We start from the raw sequence: 19,479 nt of genomic DNA on the forward strand, positions 1-19,479 counted from the left end.
GGGCAATACCGCCGTATGGGATGATGACGTACTGCGCTACATGGAGTTTGCCATCGACTTTACCAACAGCATTGGCGAGGACAGTAACCACCTGCAAAACCTGTATGAAGAGATGCGTGCCTTTTTCCCGCAGAAACAACCTAACCAGATCGATACCCAGGAGATCCGCAACGTGAAGGGTTTTATCCGCAAAACGGAAGCCATCTCCGGCGCGAGGTATGCGGGTTTACCTGACGACCATATCCACTTTATGGCCCTGCCGTTTTACGAAACCGGCAAGACCAAGAAGAACACGGCAGGCGAGGCGGATATCCAGCTGACCATCGACCTGCTGCAAAAAGTAAAACCACAGCAGATCTTCGCTGCCGGTGACTTTGCCGACCCGAACGGAACGCATTTGGTATGTTTCAACATTATCCTGGCGGCATTGAAACGCCTGAAAGGCACAGAAGCCTGGGTAGACGACTGCTGGCTGTGGATGTACCGCGGTGCATGGCAGGAGTTTGAGCCATTCGAGATCGAGATGGCGGTGCCGCTTTCACCTCAGGAAGTGATCCGCAAGCGTAACGCGATCTTCAAGCACCAGTCGCAGAAGGATCGTCCGGTGTTCCCGGGTGATGATGCCCGTGAGTTCTGGGTACGTGCCGAAGACCGCACCCGCGACACCGCCCAACGCTATGACCGCCTCGGACTGGCCGAATATGAAGCCATGGAGGCGTTCGTAAGATACCGATTTTAATCATCCACCTATATTTGTGAAAGGGCCGGTGCTTGCACTGGCCTTTTTTATTTACAGGTTGCCTATCTTCGTTTATCCTTTACAATTCCTCTCATGAAAATTACCATTTGCCAACTCAGCGATAACGAAATTGAATTTGCAGAAGACTGGAAAAGTTTGAAGACCCACCTCAGCCAAAACCAAACCGATCTGTTATTATTGCCCGAAATGCCTTTTTGCAAATGGGTGGCATCAACAAAAACGGTTAACGAAGCCGTAAAAGCTGATAGCGTTCAGAAACATGAAAAGTGGATGGCTGCTGTGGAAGATCTGGAGGTACAATATGTTGTTTATTCTAAACCGGTTATCGAGAGCGATCAATATTTTAATACGGCTTTTGTTTATCAGCAAGGTATCGGTCATCAAAAAATCCATACCAAGGCATTTTTTCCTGAAGAACCTCACTTTTGGGAAGAAAGCTGGTATGATCGTGAGGCAAATCCTTCCTTTGATGTTGTAGACTTAGGAGACATTAAAATTGGCATATTGCTTTGCACAGAAATGTGGTTTAACGAATACGCCCGCAAATACGGCAAACAAGGCATCGACTTACTATTATGCCCACGCGCTACCGGCGAAGGTTCCATTAACCACTGGACACGCTGCGGGCAAACACTCGCAGTAATTTCGGGCGCTTATTGTTTAAGTTCCAATAAATCTGGCACGGGTGATGACGATTTTGAATGGGGAGGCACCAGCTTCATCGCCGAACCCATGACAGGAAATCTGTTAGGAACTACCTCTGAAAATGAAAAATTCATCACCTGTGAAATAGATTTGAACAAAAGCCGAGAAGCGAAGAGTGATTATCCTTTGTATGTGAAAGAGTAAATTCCCAATCTGTCATTGAGGAAGAACGACGAAGAAAGAGAGCCTCACCCAACCCTCTCAAAAGGAGAGGGCTTTAAAGTGCTTTTGCTGTTAAACACTTACGAAGTTTTAAAAACTTCGTAAGTCTGTCCTGTTAATTGCCATGGCCAGTAGCAGCGAAGAATAACATAATCTATTTTGCTTACAACCCTATTTTGCCATTCACCAACTCAATAATCTCTCCCTCCAGTGCAATGGCCTTACGTTCCATTTCGTTGCCACGATAAATAATATCGATCACAAAATCTTTATCCTTATAACCTGAAGCATTGATCTTTACATTCATAAAAGCACCCAGCACTGCGGTACGGGCACAAAGTGCTGCTACTCCGGCATCGGTTACAGAGTTGGGATTACCAGTAAGCGCCATGGCTTTGATCACCTCCATACTATTTAGCGCGGCCTCCATTACTTTAAATGGAATCTCTATTGCCTGTTTGGTAGCATCCTGAATGGCTTTAGTGCGTGCAGTCTTTTCCTCATCTGTTGATTTGGGTAATGCAAATGCCTGCATAATACTATTGAACGCAGTGGTATCCAGATCAACCAGACTTATCAATTCCTGTTTATACAACTGCGCCTTTTCGGCCCAGGTGCTAAACTCCTCCCAACGGCTGTCCCACCCTTTTTTGTGCGAACTCAGGTTAGCAACCATTCCAGCCAGTGAAGCACCCAATGCACCTACATAAGCCGATATGGAACCGCCGCCTGGAGCCGGACTTTCACTGGCTGTTTCATCGGCAAAAGCGGCAAGACTCATACTCACCAGTTTACTATCAGCCTTATCTTTTAACGAATATTCAATAATACGTTCTTCAGGAATAAAAGGGCCAAGCTCATCCAAGCCCATTGATTTGATGGCTATTTTGATGAGTTCCTTTTCGCTTACCCCTACCGAACGCTGTTGTTTACGCAGAAAATATATTCCGGCATCCAACATGGCCTTTAAGGGGATTAATCCCACCAGTTCGCTACCTGTTACCCGGATGCCACGGTTGCTGGCTTTGGTGCAAACTTCATCAAAAGCTTTGTGTACCGGGGTTACCTCAATATTGGTGAGGTTCATAGAAATTTGAGCAATACCGTACTCTTCAATATACCAGCCAATAGCCTTTACCGCTTTTAATGAGCCGGGGATATGTTGAGGCTTTCCACTTTCGTCAGTTATTTTTCGGCCAGCCTCGCGTACATCAAAAGCTATGGCATTAGCCCTGCGGGTTGATGTGGTATTCAGATTCACATTATAAGCCACCAGGAAATCGCGCGCGCCAATTACCGTAGCACCACGTTTTACATCATTTTCAGCCGGGCCAAAATCGGGTGCCCATTCTGGTTGTTTGATCTTCTTGAAAAAGCCTTCATATTCCCCTGCCCTGATCACCGATAGGTTACTACGAATTTTATTGGGCTGGGCCTGCTCATATAAATAAACGGGAATCTGTAATTCTTCACCAACCCGTTTGGCTAATTTTTGTGCATAAACAGCGGTTTCTTCCATGCTGATGTTGCTAATAGGTATCAGCGGACAAACATCGGTTGCACCCATCCGCGGATGCTCGCCTTTTTGCCTGCTCATATCAATGAGTTCACCAGCTTTTTTTATGACCAGAAATGCAGCTTCAATAACCCGATCGGGCTCGCCCACAAAAGTTACCACAGTTCGGTTGGTTGCCTTACCCGGGTCAACATTTAACAATCGCACACCTTCTACAGATTCTACCTGATCGGTGATCTGTTTAATGATGTCGAGGTTTACACCTTCGCTAAAATTTGGCACACATTCTATTAGTTTCTGGCTCATTGGTTTAGTAGTTTAAGCAAATCTATTATTATAATTCCCCTCTTGAGAGGGGGAGCGCAGGATGGTGAAATGGCAGGGGTGTGTTATTCCTCGCGTACAACAAACACACCCCTCCACCCCTCTCAAGAGGGGAACCGCACCGTCCCTTGCTTTCAAATCTCTAATCAGCGGTCCACACACTATCCGGTTTCAATTTTCCCTGCTGATATAGTATTTCCCGGTAATCATCACACGGGTAGGCCTGCATATCAGCAAGCTTTCCCGCGGCTAAAACACCGCGGTCATTTAGTTTCAGTGCCGATGCTGCCCGGAAAGTTAATGCTGCAAAAACTTCGGCAGTGCATAGCTTTTCTGCAGCACCTATTACAGCAGCCTGCATCAGCAGATCGCCCATTGGCGCCGAACCGGGGTTCCAATCGCTGGCAATAGCCACGCAGGCACCGGCATCAAGCAGTTTACGGGCCGGGGCATAATGCATACCCAAACCCAACGATGCGCCCGGCAAAGTTACAGCAACCGTATCAGATTTGGCAAGCATACTGATCTCATAATCGGTGCTGGCCTCCAGGTGATCGGCTGATGCCGCCCTTGCCTTAATCGCAACATCACTGCCGCCGGTAGTAAATTGATCGGCATGTACGGTTACCTCAAAGCCCTGTTGCTTGGCCCGGCTCAAGTAATAAAGTGCGTCACTTGTGTTAAAGGCACCTTCCTCAATAAATATGTCAACCCGCTTTGCCAGTTGCTGCTGCTTAACAAGCGGCAGCAGGTTATATAAAATATGTTTCAGATAATCCTGATGTGAGCCGTCAAAATCCTTTGGCAATATGTGCGCGGCCAGGCAGGTAGCTATCAGGCTGGCACGGGTTTTATCGGCAGCAGCTTTGATTGCTTTTAACTGCTTCAATTCGGCATCAATACTTAAACCGTATCCGCTCTTAACTTCAATAGTAGTAACTCCTTCGGATAAATGCCGCTGTACACGTTTTAACAACAGGTTTGTCAATGTTGCTTCATTGGCAGCACGGGTTTGGCTAACCGAATCCCAGATACCACCACCTGCTTTGGCAATTTCCAGGTAAGTTTTGCCCGCTGTGCGCAGGGCATAATCATTGGCCCGGCTGCCTGCAAAACAAATATGTGTGTGGCAGTCAACAAATCCCGGCAGCAATACTTTACTACCCGAAACTTCTTCAATTTGTGCCGGCGGGTTGGCCGATCTTAATTTTTCAAATCCGTCAACCGCCAGGATCAGTCCATCCTCCACCAATACCCCGCCCTGCTGGATGATCTGCAATTGCTCATCTTTTAATGCGCCTTTTAACGCAAGCCCTGTAAGCGGTAATATTTGAGTGAATGGACCTATTAGTTTTTTCATATTGAAGCCCCCTCTAAATCTCCCCCTAAAGGGTGAGACTTTCAAAAACTTTATTTAATTAACAACCTTATTAAAACCCTCCCGCTCCGGGGAGGGTTGGGTGGGGCTCTACACCTTCAACCCAAACCTATCTGCCCATTCCTGGGCCTTGTCGTAACCGGCATCGGCATGGCGAAAGATTCCCATTGCAGGGTCATTGTGCAGTACCCGTTTCAGGCAAGTTTCAGCACGTTCGGAACCATCAGCTAAAACCACCATGCCTGCATGCTGTGAGTAGCCCATGCCTACGCCGCCACCATGGTGGAACGAGATCCAGGTGGCGCCCCCTGCAGCATTGGCCATCAGGTTAAGCAGCGGCCAGTCTGAAACTGCATCCGAGCCATCCCTCATTGATTCTGTTTCCCGGTTGGGCGATGCTACCGAGCCGCAATCTAAATGATCACGACCTATCACAATAGGGCCTTTTACTTTGCCGGTTTTCACCAGTTCGTTAAACAGCAATCCGGCTTTCTCCCTGTCGCCCATGCCCAGCCAGCAAATACGTGCAGGTAATCCTTGAAAGGCTATTTTTTCCTGCGCGTTTTTGAGCCATTTAATGAGTGGCTTATCTTCAGGAAATAGTTCCATTAAAGCCCTATCGGTAGTATAAATGTCTTCCGGATCGCCCGATAAGGCTACCCACCTGAATGGCCCTTTTCCTTCACAAAACAACGGGCGGATATAGGCAGGAGTAAATCCGGGGAATTTAAAAGCATCCGACTCACCGCCCTGCCGGGCAAATTCGCGCAGGTTATTCCCGTAATCAAATGTAATGGCACCTTTCTGTTGCAGTTGCAACATAAGGCTAACATGCCGGGCCATACTTTTAAGAGATAACCTTTTATATTCTTCAGCGTTGATTTTGCGTAATTCGGCAGCTTCTGTTAATGATAAACCATTAGGAACATAACCATTAATCGGATCATGAGCCGATGTTTGATCGGTTAAAATATCGGGGATGATACCATCATTCAGCAACTGTTGCAGCATATCACCGGCATCGCTCACCAGGCCTACTGAGAGGGTTTCCTTTTTGGCGATGGCTTCCTTTATCCAGGCAATGGCTTCGGTATATGAATCAGTTATACGGTCGATATACTGTGTATCTACCCGTTTTTGTATACGCGAGGCATCAACATCGGCCCCTAAAAACACACCGCCAGCCATAGTGGCTGCCAGGGGCTGAGCGCCACCCATACCTCCTAAACCGGCACTTACGATGAGTTTACCGGAAAGGTCGCCACCGAAATGTTGGTTACCGCATTCCACAAAGGTTTCGTAAGTTCCCTGTAAAATACCTTGTGTACCTATGTAAATCCAGCTGCCGGCTGTCATTTGCCCGTACATCATCAGGCCTTTAGCACGTAGTTCGTTAAAATGCTCCCAATTGGCCCAGGCGGGTACCAGGTTGCTGTTGGCGATCAATACCCTTGGTGCCTCGGGATGGCTGCGGATAATACCCACCGGCTTGCCCGATTGTACCAGTAAGGAATGGTGCTCATCAAGCTCCAACAGTAATTCAATAATTTTACAGAGCGCCTCGGGGTTACGGGCTGCCTGGCCAATGCCGCCGTATACTACCAGCTCATCAGGATTTTCGGCCACCTGCCCGTCAAGGTTGTTGAGCAACATCCGTAAAGGGGCCTCTGTTTGCCAGCTTTTGGCATGCAGCTGCATACCTCGCGGTGCCTTGTACACCGGATGACTGGCATATGTTTTAATAAATTCCGAACTCGTCATGGCTGAGGTTTATATGGTTTTTAAGTGCTGCTTCATTGGCTATTGCCAGCAAAGAGCCATCTGTAATTAGCTGATGCAAACTATTGATATCATCGGCAAAAACACGATCATCCTGTATATGCGGCACGTGCTGCCTCACTTTATCATGTATGGCCTCAATAACCGGAGTTGATTTTAAGGGGCGCCTGAAATCAACGGCCTGGGCCGCGTATAGCAGCTCAATGGCCTGTATATATTCCAGGTTATCAATTACTTGGTGCAGTTTGCGCCCGCTGACAGAACCCATGGAAACGTGATCTTCTTGTCCCAGCGAAGTAGGTACACTATCGGCACTGGCCGGGAAACACAGTGTTTTATTTTCGGTAACCAAAGCAGCAGTAGTATACTGTGGTATCATTAAGCCCGAATTAAGCCCGGCATCATTAGTAAGCAGCTTAGGCAAACCATAACGCCCTTCGCTCATGAGGTAACAGCGCCTGTCGGCAATATTGCCCAGTTCGGCAGCGGCCACGGTGGCATAATCAAGCGGCAAAGCTAACGGCTGACCATGAAAATCGCCGCCGCTGATAGTATCATCAGCATTAAAAATCACCGGGTTATCGGTTACTGAGTTTAGTTCTATTTCGGTCAGTTCCTTCAGATGCAGCCAGGCATTGCGCGACGCGCCGTGTACCTGCGGCATACACCTTAAAGAGTATGGGTCCTGCACCCTATCGCAATTAATGTGCGATGAATTGATCTCCGAACCTGTTAATAAGGTAAATAACCTATCGGCCACCATTTTGATACCTTTAAACGGGCGGATGGCATGCAGCCTTGCATCAAATGGCCTTGCCGAACCCATTAAGCCCTCTAATGATAATGCACCAATCAGATCGGCACGGTTCAGTGCATCGTTTAATCGCTGTACCGCTTTCACGGCAAAGGCCAGTATAAATTGAGTACCATTGATAAGCGCCAGACCCTCTTTCGGCCCTAAAACAAGGGGTTGCAGATCGTGCCTTTTCAGTAATTCACCGGCAGATATCAGTTCATTATTTTCATAAACCTTGCCTAAGCCTATCAAGGGTAAAAACAGATGCGACAGCGGCGCCAAATCACCAGAGGCACCTACAGACCCTTTTTCGGGCACTACCGGGATAATATCATTATCGATATGCCAAATGATACGCTCCAGCGTTTCAGGAGCAACACCCGAATATCCCTGGGCAAGCGCCTGTACTTTGGTAATAAGCATAAGCTTGGCAATTTCCTGCGGGATGGGTTTTCCTACGCCTACGCTATGGCTTTTGAGGATATTACTCTGCAACAAGCTGGTATCAGCTTCGGAAATACGGGTATCGCACAATGGGCCAAAACCTGTATTAATTCCGTAAACCGGGTGATGGGCATGTACAATTTTTTCTACCTCGCGCCATGATGCGTGGATGGCTTGCCCAGCTTCCTTATTAATAATACCCTTTGTTTTACCCGCTGCAATATCCAGGCAAATACCTATGGTTAAATGATCGGTACCGTAATTAAATACACTATTCATGATTGACAGGTTTTAGGTTAGCAACTAAGTTCTGGCTGATAGCATCGGCAAGGTTAGCCTGCCTAAAGGCGTTTTCCAATCCGGTTATTGCGGGCAGCAATTGCTGCGCTTGCTCATTACTTTCAACCAATTTGGTCATTGCTGTGCTGATGGCATCCCATACGGGTAATATCTGAGTCAATAGTTTTTTGCCGCTATCAGTAAGTGTTACCAACTGCCTGCGACCATCATCATTACAAGTGGCACTGGTAACCAGCTCCCGTTTTTTTAAATTGGTAATGAGCTGGCTGGCGGCCGGGTGTGATACCTCGATTTGTTCACTTAATTCCTTGATAGATAATGCCTCGTTCTTTGATAACAGGTAGAATACCGGGAACCAGCTGGCATCAAAATCAATACCTTCTTTTTGATATACACGGTTAATTTCGGCCAGGAAAGCTTCGCTCAAACGGCGCAGCCTGCTGCCCAAAACTAAATACCCGAGGCTTTGATATAAATTCATGATGCAATTTATATAAGTGCTTATATAAATACAAGTAAATTTATCAACCAATGTTCAGGAAAAGTTATTCCCTGGCTTTCTTTTGTTCTCTCAGCATTTGTCCGTAATCCATTCGGCGGGCCATAGCACTAATGGTACTGGCTATTCGATTAGCCCGGGTAGATTCGGTTTTGGCGCTATCAATCCATTTGATAAAATAACCCCTATGACTTTCGGCCAGACTATTGAAAAACTCCCAGGCTTCGGGTTGTTCATATTCAAAGCATTCCTGCAGATCGGCAGGTATTACATATTTGAAATCATCATCAGGTTCCAGCTGTACCCGCAGCATAGCGCCGCGGTGTTTGTGAAGATTTTTGCATACCTCACGTTTTAAGGCCATTATAAAATTGCCCTCACCAATAGGCATTAAAGCCATTCCACGAATGGGTAGCTCATCCAGTTTACCCTTTACCCGGAACGATTTTCTGTTTCCGGGCTTCATTTGCAGGGCCACATCGGCCGGAACTTCAATGTATGTCCAACCGGTTTTTTCGCCCTGTTCGCCAAATTGTAAAATAATGGTAGTAAAATCAACCATAGAGGTTAGCGTATGGTACTTTTTATTGCCAAGTATTTAAAATAACCCGCAATATGTTAAATGATTGTTAAATCGTGAATATTTATTAGATAATCTGTAACGCAGGCTATACTTCTGCTGTCTTATGAGTATAAAATTAATTAATAATAATCATTCAATCATTAATATCAAATACAATGAAAACCTTAAAATCAATAGTACTCGGATTAGCTTTACTTGTAGTTTGCAGCGTTGCAAAAGCAAATACATATACAGATGGTGACAACTTAACCAAAAACTACGCCATCAATACTTACATCGACGCCATGACACATGGTAAAGTAAAAAACTTTAGCGAAGTAGTAGATTCGGATGCTAAATTCAGCATGCTACGCGGTACTAAAGTATTAAATTTTTCAAAGGACGAAATTCTTGAATCATTAAATGCTTCAAAAAATACAGAGCAGGAATGTACTACCACCACCACTATTGTTGAAAGCAACGAAGCTATGGCAGTAGTAAAAGTTGATATGCAGTTTGAAGGCTTTTTACGCACCAATATGGTAACCGTTACTAACACCGGTAAAGGCTGGAAAATAACCAATGTATACAGCGTATTTAAATAAGTTTAGTTTTAGTTTAGTGTTAATATGTATGTAAGTAAGAGGTCCCGCTGTGCGGGGCCTTTTTTTTGCCACATCCAACCCTCTCCTTTGGATTGGGCTTTATATATTAATTTACCAGCGGCTGCAACACGGCCTGCCATTTATCATAACCTTTAGGATTAAGATGCAGATAATCACTCTTGAACAAGCTTGAATCAGGGCCGGTGGTACCTGGTTTGTATATGGCAGGCACCAGGTTTACAAAATGGCTATGCGGCTTATTTTGCAGATAGCCTTTTATCAGCTCATTTGCTTTGGCTACTTCGGCATAATATTTTGCACGTACAGGGCTCGGTTTTATCGACATATAATAGATCTCCGTTCCGGGTAGTTTCTGGTGGATCATCTCCCATAGCTTGGTAAACTCTTCCGAAACAAATGCGGCTGGCTTACCATCGGCAATGTCATTTTCGCCGGCGTAAATAAATATTTTGCGCGGCTGGTACGGGAACAATATGTAAGGTGTATAATAATCAACCAATTGCGCTATGGTTGATCCGCCAACTCCCCGCTTAATGATCGGTTTATCGGCAAAGCGTTGTTCCAGATCGGCCCAGAGACGGATGGATGAGCTGCCGATAAACAATATGCCGTTAGGTTTAGGAAAGCTTAAACTATCCTGATGTTTAAAGGCCCTGATCTCATTATCAAATGGGAAACCCTGCTGGGCAAACACATTCGACGCAAAAATACAGCCCAGGAAAAATAATAACAGTTTTGATTTCATGGTTTATGTAGTTAGTCGTTCTTCAAAAAATAAAAAGGGTAGCTGGTTTTCTATTCCCTTTATTACCCATACCGGCCCTTCTTCTACATATAAGATGATCTTGATGGGTTTGTTCTGTTTTTTTTCAACTTCGGCCAGTACCTGCAGGCATGAGCCGCATGATGTTACCGGTTTTGAAAGCTGAAATTCATTTGTTTGAGCTGTAACTGCCATAGCCTCAACCGGGTCATCAGGATGATTGGCACCCCAGTAAAACAGCGCTACACGCTCGGCGCAGAGGCCCGAAGGGTAGGCCACATTTTCCTGGTTACTACCATAAACTATCTTTCCGCTTTGCAGGCGCAGCGCGGCCCCTACCCTAAACTTTGAATATGGTGAATGCGAATTTTTTAATGCATTGGCCGCCTCAACACACAAATCATAATCGGCGGTTTCCAGTTCTTTTATCGAATCATATTCGTCAAAAGCAATTTTTATCTCGTGGTTAATCATAATTATCCCCCCATCAAAAAACCGGGGGAAACAATATAAGGATTATTTTATAAGATCAAAGCATTATTCAAAATTGGAGTGTTTTTGAACCGTCAATTTTATCCTTGCCAAACTTTTTAAAATTGTTTTTTAACACTTTTTGATTCAGTTATTGATCAAAAAACAATCAAAATTCTGTGTTTTTTGATAAAAAGAACCTTTTTAACTCATTTTGATGGCATTTTTGGATGTTTTAAAAGCTTTAAAAAGTTTTAATTAATTGACAATCAATTCAATGAACAAATATTGGACTATTTTCACCACTTGGGTTCTTAAACAATCAGCCCGCTTCTCTGCAATATCAGAAAGGCGGGCTGCTATGATATAAAGATACGAAATATTGGGCACAATTGCTATTTTAGGTTACGTGCCTACGGCGCGGTACAAATGGTGTTTACATTGGCTGCAAAGCTTTAACCCCCGACGGGGTTTGTTCATCCTGATTATGAAAAAAATCTGACCAATCCTTTAATCCCATAAATCGTGGTTCAAACAAAAAAAGAGGCACATGTAATGTACCTCTTTAAATTCCAATTAATCATATCGGAAAAGGAAAATCCAACTAATCCCTTAATCCCAAAAATCCTGGTTCAGACAAACAATCTGACAATTACACCGCTACCGGCAAAGCTAAATCATCTGCTTCTACGGCAATCAGCGGGTTGATGCTTTCATCATCTTTTTCAACCCTGAGGTTATTTACAATGTGCAGTTGGCGGCTTGGGGTGTTTTTACCCATAAAGTACTCCAACAAGCCCTTGATGTTGGCATCTTTCAGTATCACCGGATCAAGGCGGATATCTTTACCTATAAATAAGCCGAACTCATCAGGTGATATTTCTCCTAAACCTTTAAATCGGGTTATCTCTGGCTTGTTGCCCAGCTTGGCAATGGCGTTTTTTCGTTCTTCATCGCTGTAGCAATAAATAGTTTCCTTTTTATTACGTACACGGAAAAGCGGTGTTTGCAAAATGAACACATGCCCTGCCTTTACCAGGTCAGGGAAAAACTGCAAAAAGAACGTCATGAGTAGCAGGCGGATGTGCATACCATCCACATCGGCATCGGTAGCTATTACGATATTGTTGTAGCGTAACGCATCAAGACCATCCTCAATGTTCAGGGCGTGCTGCAGCAGGTTAAACTCTTCATTTTCATAAACCACCTTTTTGGTAAGCCCGTAGCAGTTTAGCGGTTTACCCTTTAAGCTGAAAACAGCCTGCGTCATCACATCGCGCGATTTGGTGATGGATCCGCTGGCCGAGTCACCTTCCGTAATAAACAGGGTAGTATCCTGGCGGCGCTCGTGCGTATCTTCAAAGTGCAGCTTACAATCGCGCAGTTTGCGGTTATGTAATGATGCCTTTTTAGCACGTTCGTTGGCCAGTTTTTTGATACCGGCAATATCCTTACGCTCACGTTCCGATTGCAGAATGCGTTTCAGCAATGCATCGGCAGCAGCCTGGTTTTTATGGAGGTAGTTATCTAATTCCTTTTTAACAAAATCATTGATGAAACCACGAACCGACGGGCCTTCCGGACCAATATTTTGCGAACCCAGCTTGGTTTTAGTCTGCGATTCAAATACCGGCTCCTGTACTTTAATAGCAATGGCTGCTACTATAGATGCACGGATATCAGCAGCGTCATATTCTTTTTTATAAAACTCGCGCACGGTTTTAACCACTGCCTCACGGAAAGCCGCCTGGTGGGTGCCGCCCTGTGTAGTGTTTTGGCCGTTCACAAACGAGTAGTATTCTTCGCCGTAAGCCTGGCCGTGGGTCATGGCTATCTCAATATCTTCGCCTTTAAGGTGAATGATAGGATAACGCAGCGTTTCGGCATCGGTATGGCGGGTAAGCAGATCATAAAGACCCCGCTCTGAAAAATATTTTTGTCCGTTAAAGTTAAGTGTAAGCCCAGAGTTCAGATACACGTAATTCCAGATCATGCTCTCAACAAACTCAGGTATAAAGCGGTAGTGCCTGAAAATGGTATCGTCGGGCGTAAAGTTTATCGCAGTACCGTTGCGTTGAGTAGTGTCTTTTTCCGCCTCATCGCGAATCAGCTCACCTTTGGCAAATTCAGCCAGTTTGGTACGGCCATCGCGGTATGATTGTACCACAAACGCATTTGAGAGGGCGTTAACTGCCTTGGTACCCACACCATTTAAACCTACTGATTTTTGAAAGGCCTTGCTGTCATATTTACCACCGGTATTAATTTTTGATACGCAATCAATCACTTTACCCAGCGGGATACCACGGCCATAATCACGAACAGATACTTTGTGATCGCTCATGTTTACTTCAATGGTTCTGCCCGATCCCATTACAAACTCATCAATGGAGTTATCAATGATCTCTTTAAGCAATACATAAACACCATCATCATAAGCTGAACCATCGCCCAGTTTACCGATATACATACCGGGGCGTAAACGGATGTGTTCCTTCCAATCCAGCGAGCGGATACTATCTTCACTATAATTAACTGCGTCTGCCATTTACAAAGTGGATTTAAAAAAAAGCGCAAAATGCACCTCATGCAAAAATATAGTTTCGGTTCCGAACTTTTGATTCAAAACTGTCAACTTATCAACATTTGTAATTTTGATAATGGTAAGTGGTAAAATAAAGGTTTGATTCACTCAGGCTTGAAGATTGCCTGGTGCAGTTGACTCACCCCGACACCGCTTCGCTGGTCGACCCTCTCTTCGGCTTCGCCGGAAAGAGGGCGCGGAGAAAAAAAGAAAAATAAAACCCCTCTTTGCCCAAAGGGCAGAGAGGGGTGACAAGCGTAGCGAAGTCGGGGTGAGTCGACCATACGATAATCAAATAGCAAGTTACAAGCGTAATCAACTCACCCCGACACCGCTTCGCTGGTCGGCTCTCTCTTCGGCTTCGCCGGAAAGAGGGCGCGGAGAAAAAAAGAAAAGAAAAAGAAAAACCCCTCTTTGCCCGAAGGGCAGAGAGGGGTGACAAGCGTAGCGCAGTCGGGGTGAGTCGACTAAAAAAACAACCCCGGCTAACATCCTTAAACTTTAAACTTAAGGCAGTTAGTGGCCCTGTCAATATTTTTAAAAAACTCGGGATCTTTCTCGTTAGTAAAGCAAACCATTACAATGGTGCCTGTATGGTTGCGCTGCAGGGTAATAAGCAGGGCGTATTTGTAATGTTTGGTGGCAGGCAGATCGAGCAGGTTAAGCAGGTATGATTTTCCGGCATCGGCATTGTAGCGAGTTAATACGTTTTGCGGCATGTTGCGCACAAAGTAATTCCTGTCGCCGGTAAAGGCAGTGGCATGGGCCTTACCCATATCTATATATAACGAATCGGGATTAGCCAACTCCTTTCCATTATCACTATCCGCACGTTCGTAACTGGCCCAGTTTTCTTTCTGCGATTTTACCTGGAACCAAACCTCAAAATCTTTCCCTGGCATTTGCATGGCATAGTCAAAGGAAAAATCTTCGTTATTAACAGCACGTATCTCTTTAAATCCTTTTGGAAAAGTAAAAGCAACATTGGCCTGGTTCAACAATACTGAAAACTCTCTGAACTGGGCGCTCCCCTGAACTTTTGCCTGTTCGGCAACCAATGTTTTACGCTTAGCCGGTTTTAATGAATGGGATTCTGTTACCTGAGCTTCACCAGCGGTAACAAAAAATAAAAGCACAAACTGTATAAATAGTTGCCTGGTCAGTTTAACAATAGCTTTCATTTCGGGGCGAAACACAACGTGCTTTAAAGTAACTTTATAAAAATTGTATAAAAGTAGGAATACAAATCAAAACTAATTAAAAATTTAAGCAAATAGACAAAGGCCAGCTGCTTTTGACTATTCATTTTAACCGTATTACAAACGGATGATTGTTCAATTTATTTGAGCCGCAAACAAATATCATCAATTAAAATTACTTATGTTAGTGATACTGACTCTTGCTTTTATCTTTACATCAGATGCAAACAAGGCCGGTATGTTACCGTTTAATTGTTTTTTTGTTACACCTCATAACCGCACCATAATATATGAAATATCCTGATATTCCACTAATTGATAATGAGCCCATACATAATTATGAACTTATAGTTGACGGAACCCGCTCTTTTGTTGATTACAAAAAAAGAGGCGACAATGTATACCTCATCCACACTGAGGTTCCTGAAGAAATGGAAGGCAAAGGTATAGCTGCCGATCTGGTTGAAAAAACTTTCCTGTACCTGGAGCAGCATAATTTAAAAATGGTACCGCTTTGTGCCTACATCATATCCTACCTGAAACGCCACCCCGAATGGAACCGCTTAAGGGCCAAGTTTGATTGAGGCATTTACGGTTAGCTTAAACATCATGTCATTGCGAGCGAAGCGTGGCAATCGCACAGAGGCTGAGAGAATAACATAGTTCGCGATTGCTTCGTCGTTCCTCCTCGCAATGACAAATTATTATTCAATAATACAAATCCCCGTTCAGGCAGCCCGTTAATCAATAAGGCGATGTACTCACTGCCGACCAGCCGCCATCTACCACAATGTTTTGCCCGGTAATTTGTTTGGCCTGCGGCGATACCAGGAACAACACCGCGTTGGCCACATCCTGTACGGTGCCTGCCCTGCCCATAGGGGTGATGCGTGCCCAGGTATCCTGGTAAGCGGCATCTTCCATAGTTCGCTCAGTTAGGGTGGCTCCCGGAGCTACTGTATTCACCGTGATCTGATGTTCAGACAGTTCAACCACCAGGCTTTTGGCCAGCATCTCGAGCCCGGCCTTGGTCATGCCGTATGCAGCCAGGTCCTTATGTGCCTGGTGCCCCGTTACCGACGACATGAACAATATGCTCCCCCCGCTTTTTTGATCAATAATTTGCCGTGCCGCGCGCTGCGCCAAAAAGAAACTCCCCTGCAAATTCAGGTTCATAACGCTTTGTAACGACTTTGCCGGATAATTTAAAAAATCGCCAAATAAGGTAATCCCGGCATTGGCTATAGCTATGGTGAGCTTGCCAAATTGCTTAACCGCAGTATCAACCATGTGCTGTATAAAGTCAACATCGGCAGCGTCGCCATCCAAAGCAATACAATTGCCGCTCAGTTTAGTGATGGCCTCGGCAGCATTAGTAGCCAGCTGCGGGTTCACGTCATTAAGCAGTACAGTGCCACCCTGCAGGGCTATTTGTTTGGCAATTTCAAAACCTATACCCAGTCCAGCGCCGGTTACAATGGCAACCTGTCCGGTAAAATTTCCGTCTGTCATATTTATTTAGGTTGATATAATTCATTTTTTCATTCCCCTCTTGAGAGGGGGAGCGTAAGCCAGTGTGTTGGCAGGGGTGTGTTCTTCCGTTTGATAACACACCCCTCCGCCCCTCTCAAGAGGGGAATCGCACCTGACCCCTGCTTTCAGTCCTTAACCCAATCAATCTTTCCATTTCCCCTCTCGAGAGGGGGAGCGTAAGCCAGTGTGTTGGCAGGGGTGTGTTCTTCCGTTTGATAACACACCCCTCCGCCCCTCTCAAGAGGGGAATCGTACCTGACCTTTTACTTACCAACAAGAACCTCACCCAACCCTCTCCAAAGGAGAGGGCTTAAAAAAAAAGACTTTAGAGGGGGCTTCTGCCACTCTACGCTCGCAATGATATATTTATTTCCCCCGCCCTCTTTCCAGCGAAACATCGTCGGGCGAGTATATTCCGCAATCAATAATTCAATAACTCATTAATTCAACAATTAATCAGTGCGAATCTCTCACCACCTCGCTGCCCGAACCTCCTTTTAAAAAGTCAAAGTCGGCACCCAGGTGGGCCTGCTCCACGTGGGTTTGGTAAAGATGCACGTAGCCCCGTTTGCTGATGTTGGTATGCAGTACCAGCTTCTCCTTACGGGCGTTTATCTCCGCATCACTTACGTCGAGATGCAAAGTACCCGCGTAAACATCAAGGCTGATGATGTCGCCATCCTGTACAATAGCCAGCGTACCGCCTACCGCGGCCTCGGGCGAAACATGCAGCACCACCGTACCAAAGCCGGTGCCGCTCATGCGCCCGTCAGATATCCGTACCATATCGCGTACGCCTTTATCCAACAGCTTTTTGGGGATAGACATATTACCCACCTCCGGCATACCGGGGTAGCCTTTAGGGCCAACGTTTTTGAGCACCAGTACATTGGTTTCATCAACCTCCAGGTTAGGGTCGTTTATTTTGTTCTTGTAATCTTCAATATCCTCAAACACAATGGCACGGCCGGTATGGATCATGAGTTCGGTACTTGCTGCCGATGGTTTCATTACAGCCCCGTTCTCACATAAATTACCCTTCAGCACTACGATGCCTGCAACCTCGTTAAAAGGTTTTTTCCAGGTGGCTATCATGTCGCGGTTAAAGCATTCACTGCGTTCGTAATTGTGTTTGATGGGTTTGCCGCTCACGGTGATGGCATCTTCGTTCAATACTTCACGCAGCTCTTTCATCAGGGCGGGCAGGCCGCCGGCATAATAAAAATCTTCCATAAAATACTGGCCCGATGGTTGCAGGTTGGCCAGCAGCGGGATCTTTTTGGCGGTGGTATTAAAATCGTCCATATTCAGATCAACTCCAATGCGTGCCGCAATAGCCAGCAAATGAATAATAAAATTGGTTGACCCGCCAATGGCTGCGTTTACGCTGATGGCATTTTCAAAGGCCTGGGGCGTAAGTATGTCTGACATTTTCAGATCTTCTCTAACCATATCAACAATCCTGTTGCCTGATAAATGCGCCAGCACTTTTCTGCGCGAATCAGCAGCAGGAATAGCGGCATTCTCGGCCAGCGAAAGCCCTAACGACTCCACCATACAAGCCATGGTTGATGCCGTGCCCATTACCGCGCAATGCCCACGGCTGCGGGCCATGCAGGCTTCGGCGGTGTACAACTCCTCGTCGCTCATGTGGCCGGCCCGGTGATCTTCGGCAAAGCGCCATATATCTGAGGTACCAATGTCATGCCCGCGGTATTTACCGGTAAGCATGGCGCCGCCCGATACCACGATGGTAGGGATATCCACACTGCAGGCCCCCATGATAAGGGCAGGTGTGGTTTTATCACAGCCGCAAAGCAGCACCACCCCATCCACCGGGTTGGCGCGGATAGATTCCTCCACATCCATACTCACCAGGTTACGATATAACATGGCAGTAGGTTTTATTAAAGTTTCACCCAATGACATTACGGGGAACTCCACCGGGTAGCCCCCGGCCTCATAAATACCGTTCTTTACAGATTCGGCCAGCTCCCTGAAATGCGCGTTGCAGGGCGTAAGTTCCGACCATGTATTGCAAATGCCTATCACCGGCTTACCCTGTAGCTGGTGAGCAGGAATACCCTGATTTTTCATCCAGGCGCGGTAAATAAAGCCGTCCTTACCCGTTTTTCCAAACCATTGCCGGCTTCTTAGCGGTTTACTCTCCATAAAATTATTGGTATTATAGGTTCAATAAGCAAATATAATTTTCTGTAAATCGTTTTAGGTATTTAAGGGAAGATAAAAGTTGTGGGGGTTAGAACCCGAAACGTATATGAGATTGCCACCCGGAGCGAGAGCGAAGGATCTATTCTTGAACAATGCAAACTGCCGAATAGATGCTTCACTCCGGTCAGCATGACAAATCGTTTTTTGTTTTTCCCTATATTAGCACAGGCCAACCGCTAATTCATCATGAAAAAATACTTCCTGCTTTTGTTGCTGCTTGTTTCGATTAATTGCTTTGCTCAAGATCATAAAACCCAGATAGCGGAGTTCCGCAAAAGCTATATGGCCGATTTTTTGACCGACCCGCGCTCGCCGTTAAAACAGGAAGACCTGCAATACCTCCGTTTTTATGATGCCGACAGCACTTACCGGGTAACTGCCAAAGTACAGATATTGGTAAACGCGCAGGCTTTTATTATGCCGGTTTTCAGCGGAGCGGGAAAAGAACACAGGCCTTATGCCCTGCTCAAGTTTACCCTTAAAGGTAAACCGCTTGAACTTACCGTGTACAAAAACACCATGCTTTCTCAAAACCCACAATACAGCGATTATATTTTCCTGCCTTTTATGGATGACACCAACGGATCAACTACCTACGGCGGTGGCCGGTATATTGACCTGCGCGAGGGCGATTTTAAAGATGGTACAGTGATAGTTGATTTCAACAAAGCCTATAACCCCTACTGCGCTTTCGGCAATGGCTATACCTGCCCTAAACCACCCGACGGCAACCGCCTCCCCATAGCTATTGAAGCAGGTGAGAAGTTATACGCTAAGGAAGTGAAGCATTGATTGGTTAACTAAGCAATCGCAATATTTGTCTGAACCACGATTAAACTGATTTAT

16 protein-coding genes and 1 pseudogene are annotated in these 19,479 nt (G+C 45.6%); 5 read left to right on the forward strand and 12 right to left on the reverse strand.

Annotated features, from left to right (window positions below; all coding sequences use genetic code 11):
• Both QWZ01_RS23800 and QWZ01_RS23805 read left to right on the forward strand, forming a co-directional pair.
• A pseudogene (locus tag QWZ01_RS23800) lies at window positions 1–739 on the forward strand (glucosamine-6-phosphate deaminase); the annotation flags it as partial.
• A gap of 93 nt (window positions 740–832) precedes the next feature.
• A complete protein-coding gene (locus QWZ01_RS23805) occupies window positions 833–1,609 on the forward strand; it encodes a carbon-nitrogen hydrolase family protein (RefSeq protein WP_290327862.1) in 777 nt (258 codons plus the stop codon).
• 181 nt (window positions 1,610–1,790) lie between these two features.
• Here QWZ01_RS23805 and ftcD read toward each other — a convergent pair whose 3' ends face one another.
• The 6 genes from ftcD to QWZ01_RS23835 form a co-directional block, all read right to left on the reverse strand.
• The gene (gene ftcD, locus QWZ01_RS23810; protein WP_290327864.1) at window positions 1,791–3,449 is read right to left on the reverse strand and encodes a glutamate formimidoyltransferase; all 1,659 of its coding nucleotides are present in this window, start codon (window positions 3,447–3,449) and stop codon (window positions 1,791–1,793) included.
• A gap of 160 nt (window positions 3,450–3,609) precedes the next feature.
• Window positions 3,610–4,827: an imidazolonepropionase gene (gene hutI, locus QWZ01_RS23815; protein WP_290327866.1), complete on the reverse strand. Its 1,218-nt coding sequence runs from the start codon at window positions 4,825–4,827 to the stop codon at window positions 3,610–3,612.
• A 108-nt stretch (window positions 4,828–4,935) separates the two neighbouring features.
• Window positions 4,936–6,606 carry a urocanate hydratase gene (gene hutU / locus QWZ01_RS23820; protein WP_290327868.1) on the reverse strand — a complete coding sequence of 557 codons (1,671 nt, stop codon included), beginning with the start codon at window positions 6,604–6,606 and terminating at the stop codon, window positions 4,936–4,938.
• Window positions 6,584–8,143 carry a histidine ammonia-lyase gene (gene hutH, locus QWZ01_RS23825; RefSeq protein ID WP_290327870.1) on the reverse strand — a complete coding sequence of 520 codons (1,560 nt, stop codon included), beginning with the start codon at window positions 8,141–8,143 and terminating at the stop codon, window positions 6,584–6,586. Before hutH ends, hutU begins: the two co-directional genes overlap by 23 nt.
• The gene (locus QWZ01_RS23830) at window positions 8,136–8,645 is read right to left on the reverse strand and encodes a MarR family winged helix-turn-helix transcriptional regulator (RefSeq protein WP_290327872.1); all 510 of its coding nucleotides are present in this window, start codon (window positions 8,643–8,645) and stop codon (window positions 8,136–8,138) included. Before QWZ01_RS23830 ends, hutH begins: the two co-directional genes overlap by 8 nt.
• 64 nt (window positions 8,646–8,709) lie before the next feature.
• Window positions 8,710–9,225 (reverse strand): YdeI/OmpD-associated family protein, encoded by a 516-nt coding sequence (locus QWZ01_RS23835; protein WP_290327875.1) that lies wholly within the window; start codon window positions 9,223–9,225, stop codon window positions 8,710–8,712.
• A 176-nt stretch (window positions 9,226–9,401) separates the two neighbouring features.
• Between QWZ01_RS23835 and QWZ01_RS23840 the strand changes: the two genes are divergently transcribed.
• Window positions 9,402–9,830, forward strand: a complete 429-nt coding sequence (locus tag QWZ01_RS23840; RefSeq protein WP_290327877.1) for a nuclear transport factor 2 family protein — start codon at window positions 9,402–9,404, stop codon at window positions 9,828–9,830.
• Window positions 9,831–9,936: 106 nt separating this feature from the next.
• Here the strand turns inward: QWZ01_RS23840 and QWZ01_RS23845 are convergent, their stop codons facing one another.
• From QWZ01_RS23845 to QWZ01_RS23860, 4 genes are all read right to left on the reverse strand, one after another.
• Window positions 9,937–10,596, reverse strand: a complete 660-nt coding sequence (locus tag QWZ01_RS23845) for a GDSL-type esterase/lipase family protein (protein ID WP_290327879.1) — start codon at window positions 10,594–10,596, stop codon at window positions 9,937–9,939.
• Window positions 10,597–10,599: 3 nt separating this feature from the next.
• Window positions 10,600–11,088, reverse strand: a complete 489-nt coding sequence (locus QWZ01_RS23850; RefSeq protein ID WP_290327880.1) for a cytidine deaminase — start codon at window positions 11,086–11,088, stop codon at window positions 10,600–10,602.
• Between the two features lie 649 nt (window positions 11,089–11,737).
• Window positions 11,738–13,633: a DNA topoisomerase IV subunit B gene (locus tag QWZ01_RS23855; RefSeq protein ID WP_290327882.1), complete on the reverse strand. Its 1,896-nt coding sequence runs from the start codon at window positions 13,631–13,633 to the stop codon at window positions 11,738–11,740.
• A 530-nt stretch (window positions 13,634–14,163) separates the two neighbouring features.
• On the reverse strand, window positions 14,164–14,850 hold the full coding sequence (locus QWZ01_RS23860; RefSeq protein WP_290327884.1) for a hypothetical protein: 687 nt from the start codon (window positions 14,848–14,850) through the stop codon (window positions 14,164–14,166).
• 308 nt (window positions 14,851–15,158) lie between these two features.
• Between QWZ01_RS23860 and QWZ01_RS23865 the strand changes: the two genes are divergently transcribed.
• Window positions 15,159–15,452 (forward strand): GNAT family N-acetyltransferase, encoded by a 294-nt coding sequence (locus tag QWZ01_RS23865; protein ID WP_290327886.1) that lies wholly within the window; start codon window positions 15,159–15,161, stop codon window positions 15,450–15,452.
• Window positions 15,453–15,612: 160 nt separating this feature from the next.
• Here QWZ01_RS23865 and QWZ01_RS23870 read toward each other — a convergent pair whose 3' ends face one another.
• Window positions 15,613–16,380 (reverse strand): SDR family NAD(P)-dependent oxidoreductase, encoded by a 768-nt coding sequence (locus QWZ01_RS23870; protein WP_290327888.1) that lies wholly within the window; start codon window positions 16,378–16,380, stop codon window positions 15,613–15,615.
• A gap of 477 nt (window positions 16,381–16,857) precedes the next feature.
• A complete protein-coding gene (locus QWZ01_RS23875; RefSeq protein ID WP_290327890.1) occupies window positions 16,858–18,573 on the reverse strand; it encodes an IlvD/Edd family dehydratase in 1,716 nt (571 codons plus the stop codon).
• 246 nt (window positions 18,574–18,819) lie between these two features.
• Here QWZ01_RS23875 and QWZ01_RS23880 point away from each other — a divergent pair, with 246 nt between their 5' ends.
• Window positions 18,820–19,425 (forward strand): DUF1684 domain-containing protein, encoded by a 606-nt coding sequence (locus tag QWZ01_RS23880; protein ID WP_290327893.1) that lies wholly within the window; start codon window positions 18,820–18,822, stop codon window positions 19,423–19,425.
• Window positions 19,426–19,479 lie beyond the last annotated feature (54 nt).

Source organism: Mucilaginibacter aquaedulcis (assembly GCF_030409325.1).
In the GTDB taxonomy this organism is placed as follows: domain Bacteria; phylum Bacteroidota; class Bacteroidia; order Sphingobacteriales; family Sphingobacteriaceae; genus Mucilaginibacter; species Mucilaginibacter aquaedulcis.

Coding starts and splice junctions, on each gene's coding strand:
- QWZ01_RS23875 (WP_290327890.1), bottom strand. CDS start 18,573: ATGGAGAGTAAACCGCTAAGAAGCCGGCAATGGTTTGGAAAAACGGGT.
- hutI (WP_290327866.1), bottom strand. CDS start 4,827: ATGAAAAAACTAATAGGTCCATTCACTCAAATATTACCGCTTACAGGG.
- QWZ01_RS23870 (WP_290327888.1), bottom strand. CDS start 16,380: ATGACAGACGGAAATTTTACCGGACAGGTTGCCATTGTAACCGGCGCT.
- QWZ01_RS23855 (WP_290327882.1), bottom strand. CDS start 13,633: ATGGCAGACGCAGTTAATTATAGTGAAGATAGTATCCGCTCGCTGGAT.
- QWZ01_RS23880 (WP_290327893.1), top strand. CDS start 18,820: ATGAAAAAATACTTCCTGCTTTTGTTGCTGCTTGTTTCGATTAATTGC.
- QWZ01_RS23865 (WP_290327886.1), top strand. CDS start 15,159: ATGAAATATCCTGATATTCCACTAATTGATAATGAGCCCATACATAAT.
- QWZ01_RS23860 (WP_290327884.1), bottom strand. CDS start 14,850: ATGAAAGCTATTGTTAAACTGACCAGGCAACTATTTATACAGTTTGTG.
- QWZ01_RS23830 (WP_290327872.1), bottom strand. CDS start 8,645: ATGAATTTATATCAAAGCCTCGGGTATTTAGTTTTGGGCAGCAGGCTG.
- hutH (WP_290327870.1), bottom strand. CDS start 8,143: ATGAATAGTGTATTTAATTACGGTACCGATCATTTAACCATAGGTATT.
- QWZ01_RS23835 (WP_290327875.1), bottom strand. CDS start 9,225: ATGGTTGATTTTACTACCATTATTTTACAATTTGGCGAACAGGGCGAA.
- QWZ01_RS23850 (WP_290327880.1), bottom strand. CDS start 11,088: ATGATTAACCACGAGATAAAAATTGCTTTTGACGAATATGATTCGATA.
- ftcD (WP_290327864.1), bottom strand. CDS start 3,449: ATGAGCCAGAAACTAATAGAATGTGTGCCAAATTTTAGCGAAGGTGTA.
- hutU (WP_290327868.1), bottom strand. CDS start 6,606: ATGACGAGTTCGGAATTTATTAAAACATATGCCAGTCATCCGGTGTAC.
- QWZ01_RS23805 (WP_290327862.1), top strand. CDS start 833: ATGAAAATTACCATTTGCCAACTCAGCGATAACGAAATTGAATTTGCA.
- QWZ01_RS23840 (WP_290327877.1), top strand. CDS start 9,402: ATGAAAACCTTAAAATCAATAGTACTCGGATTAGCTTTACTTGTAGTT.
- QWZ01_RS23845 (WP_290327879.1), bottom strand. CDS start 10,596: ATGAAATCAAAACTGTTATTATTTTTCCTGGGCTGTATTTTTGCGTCG.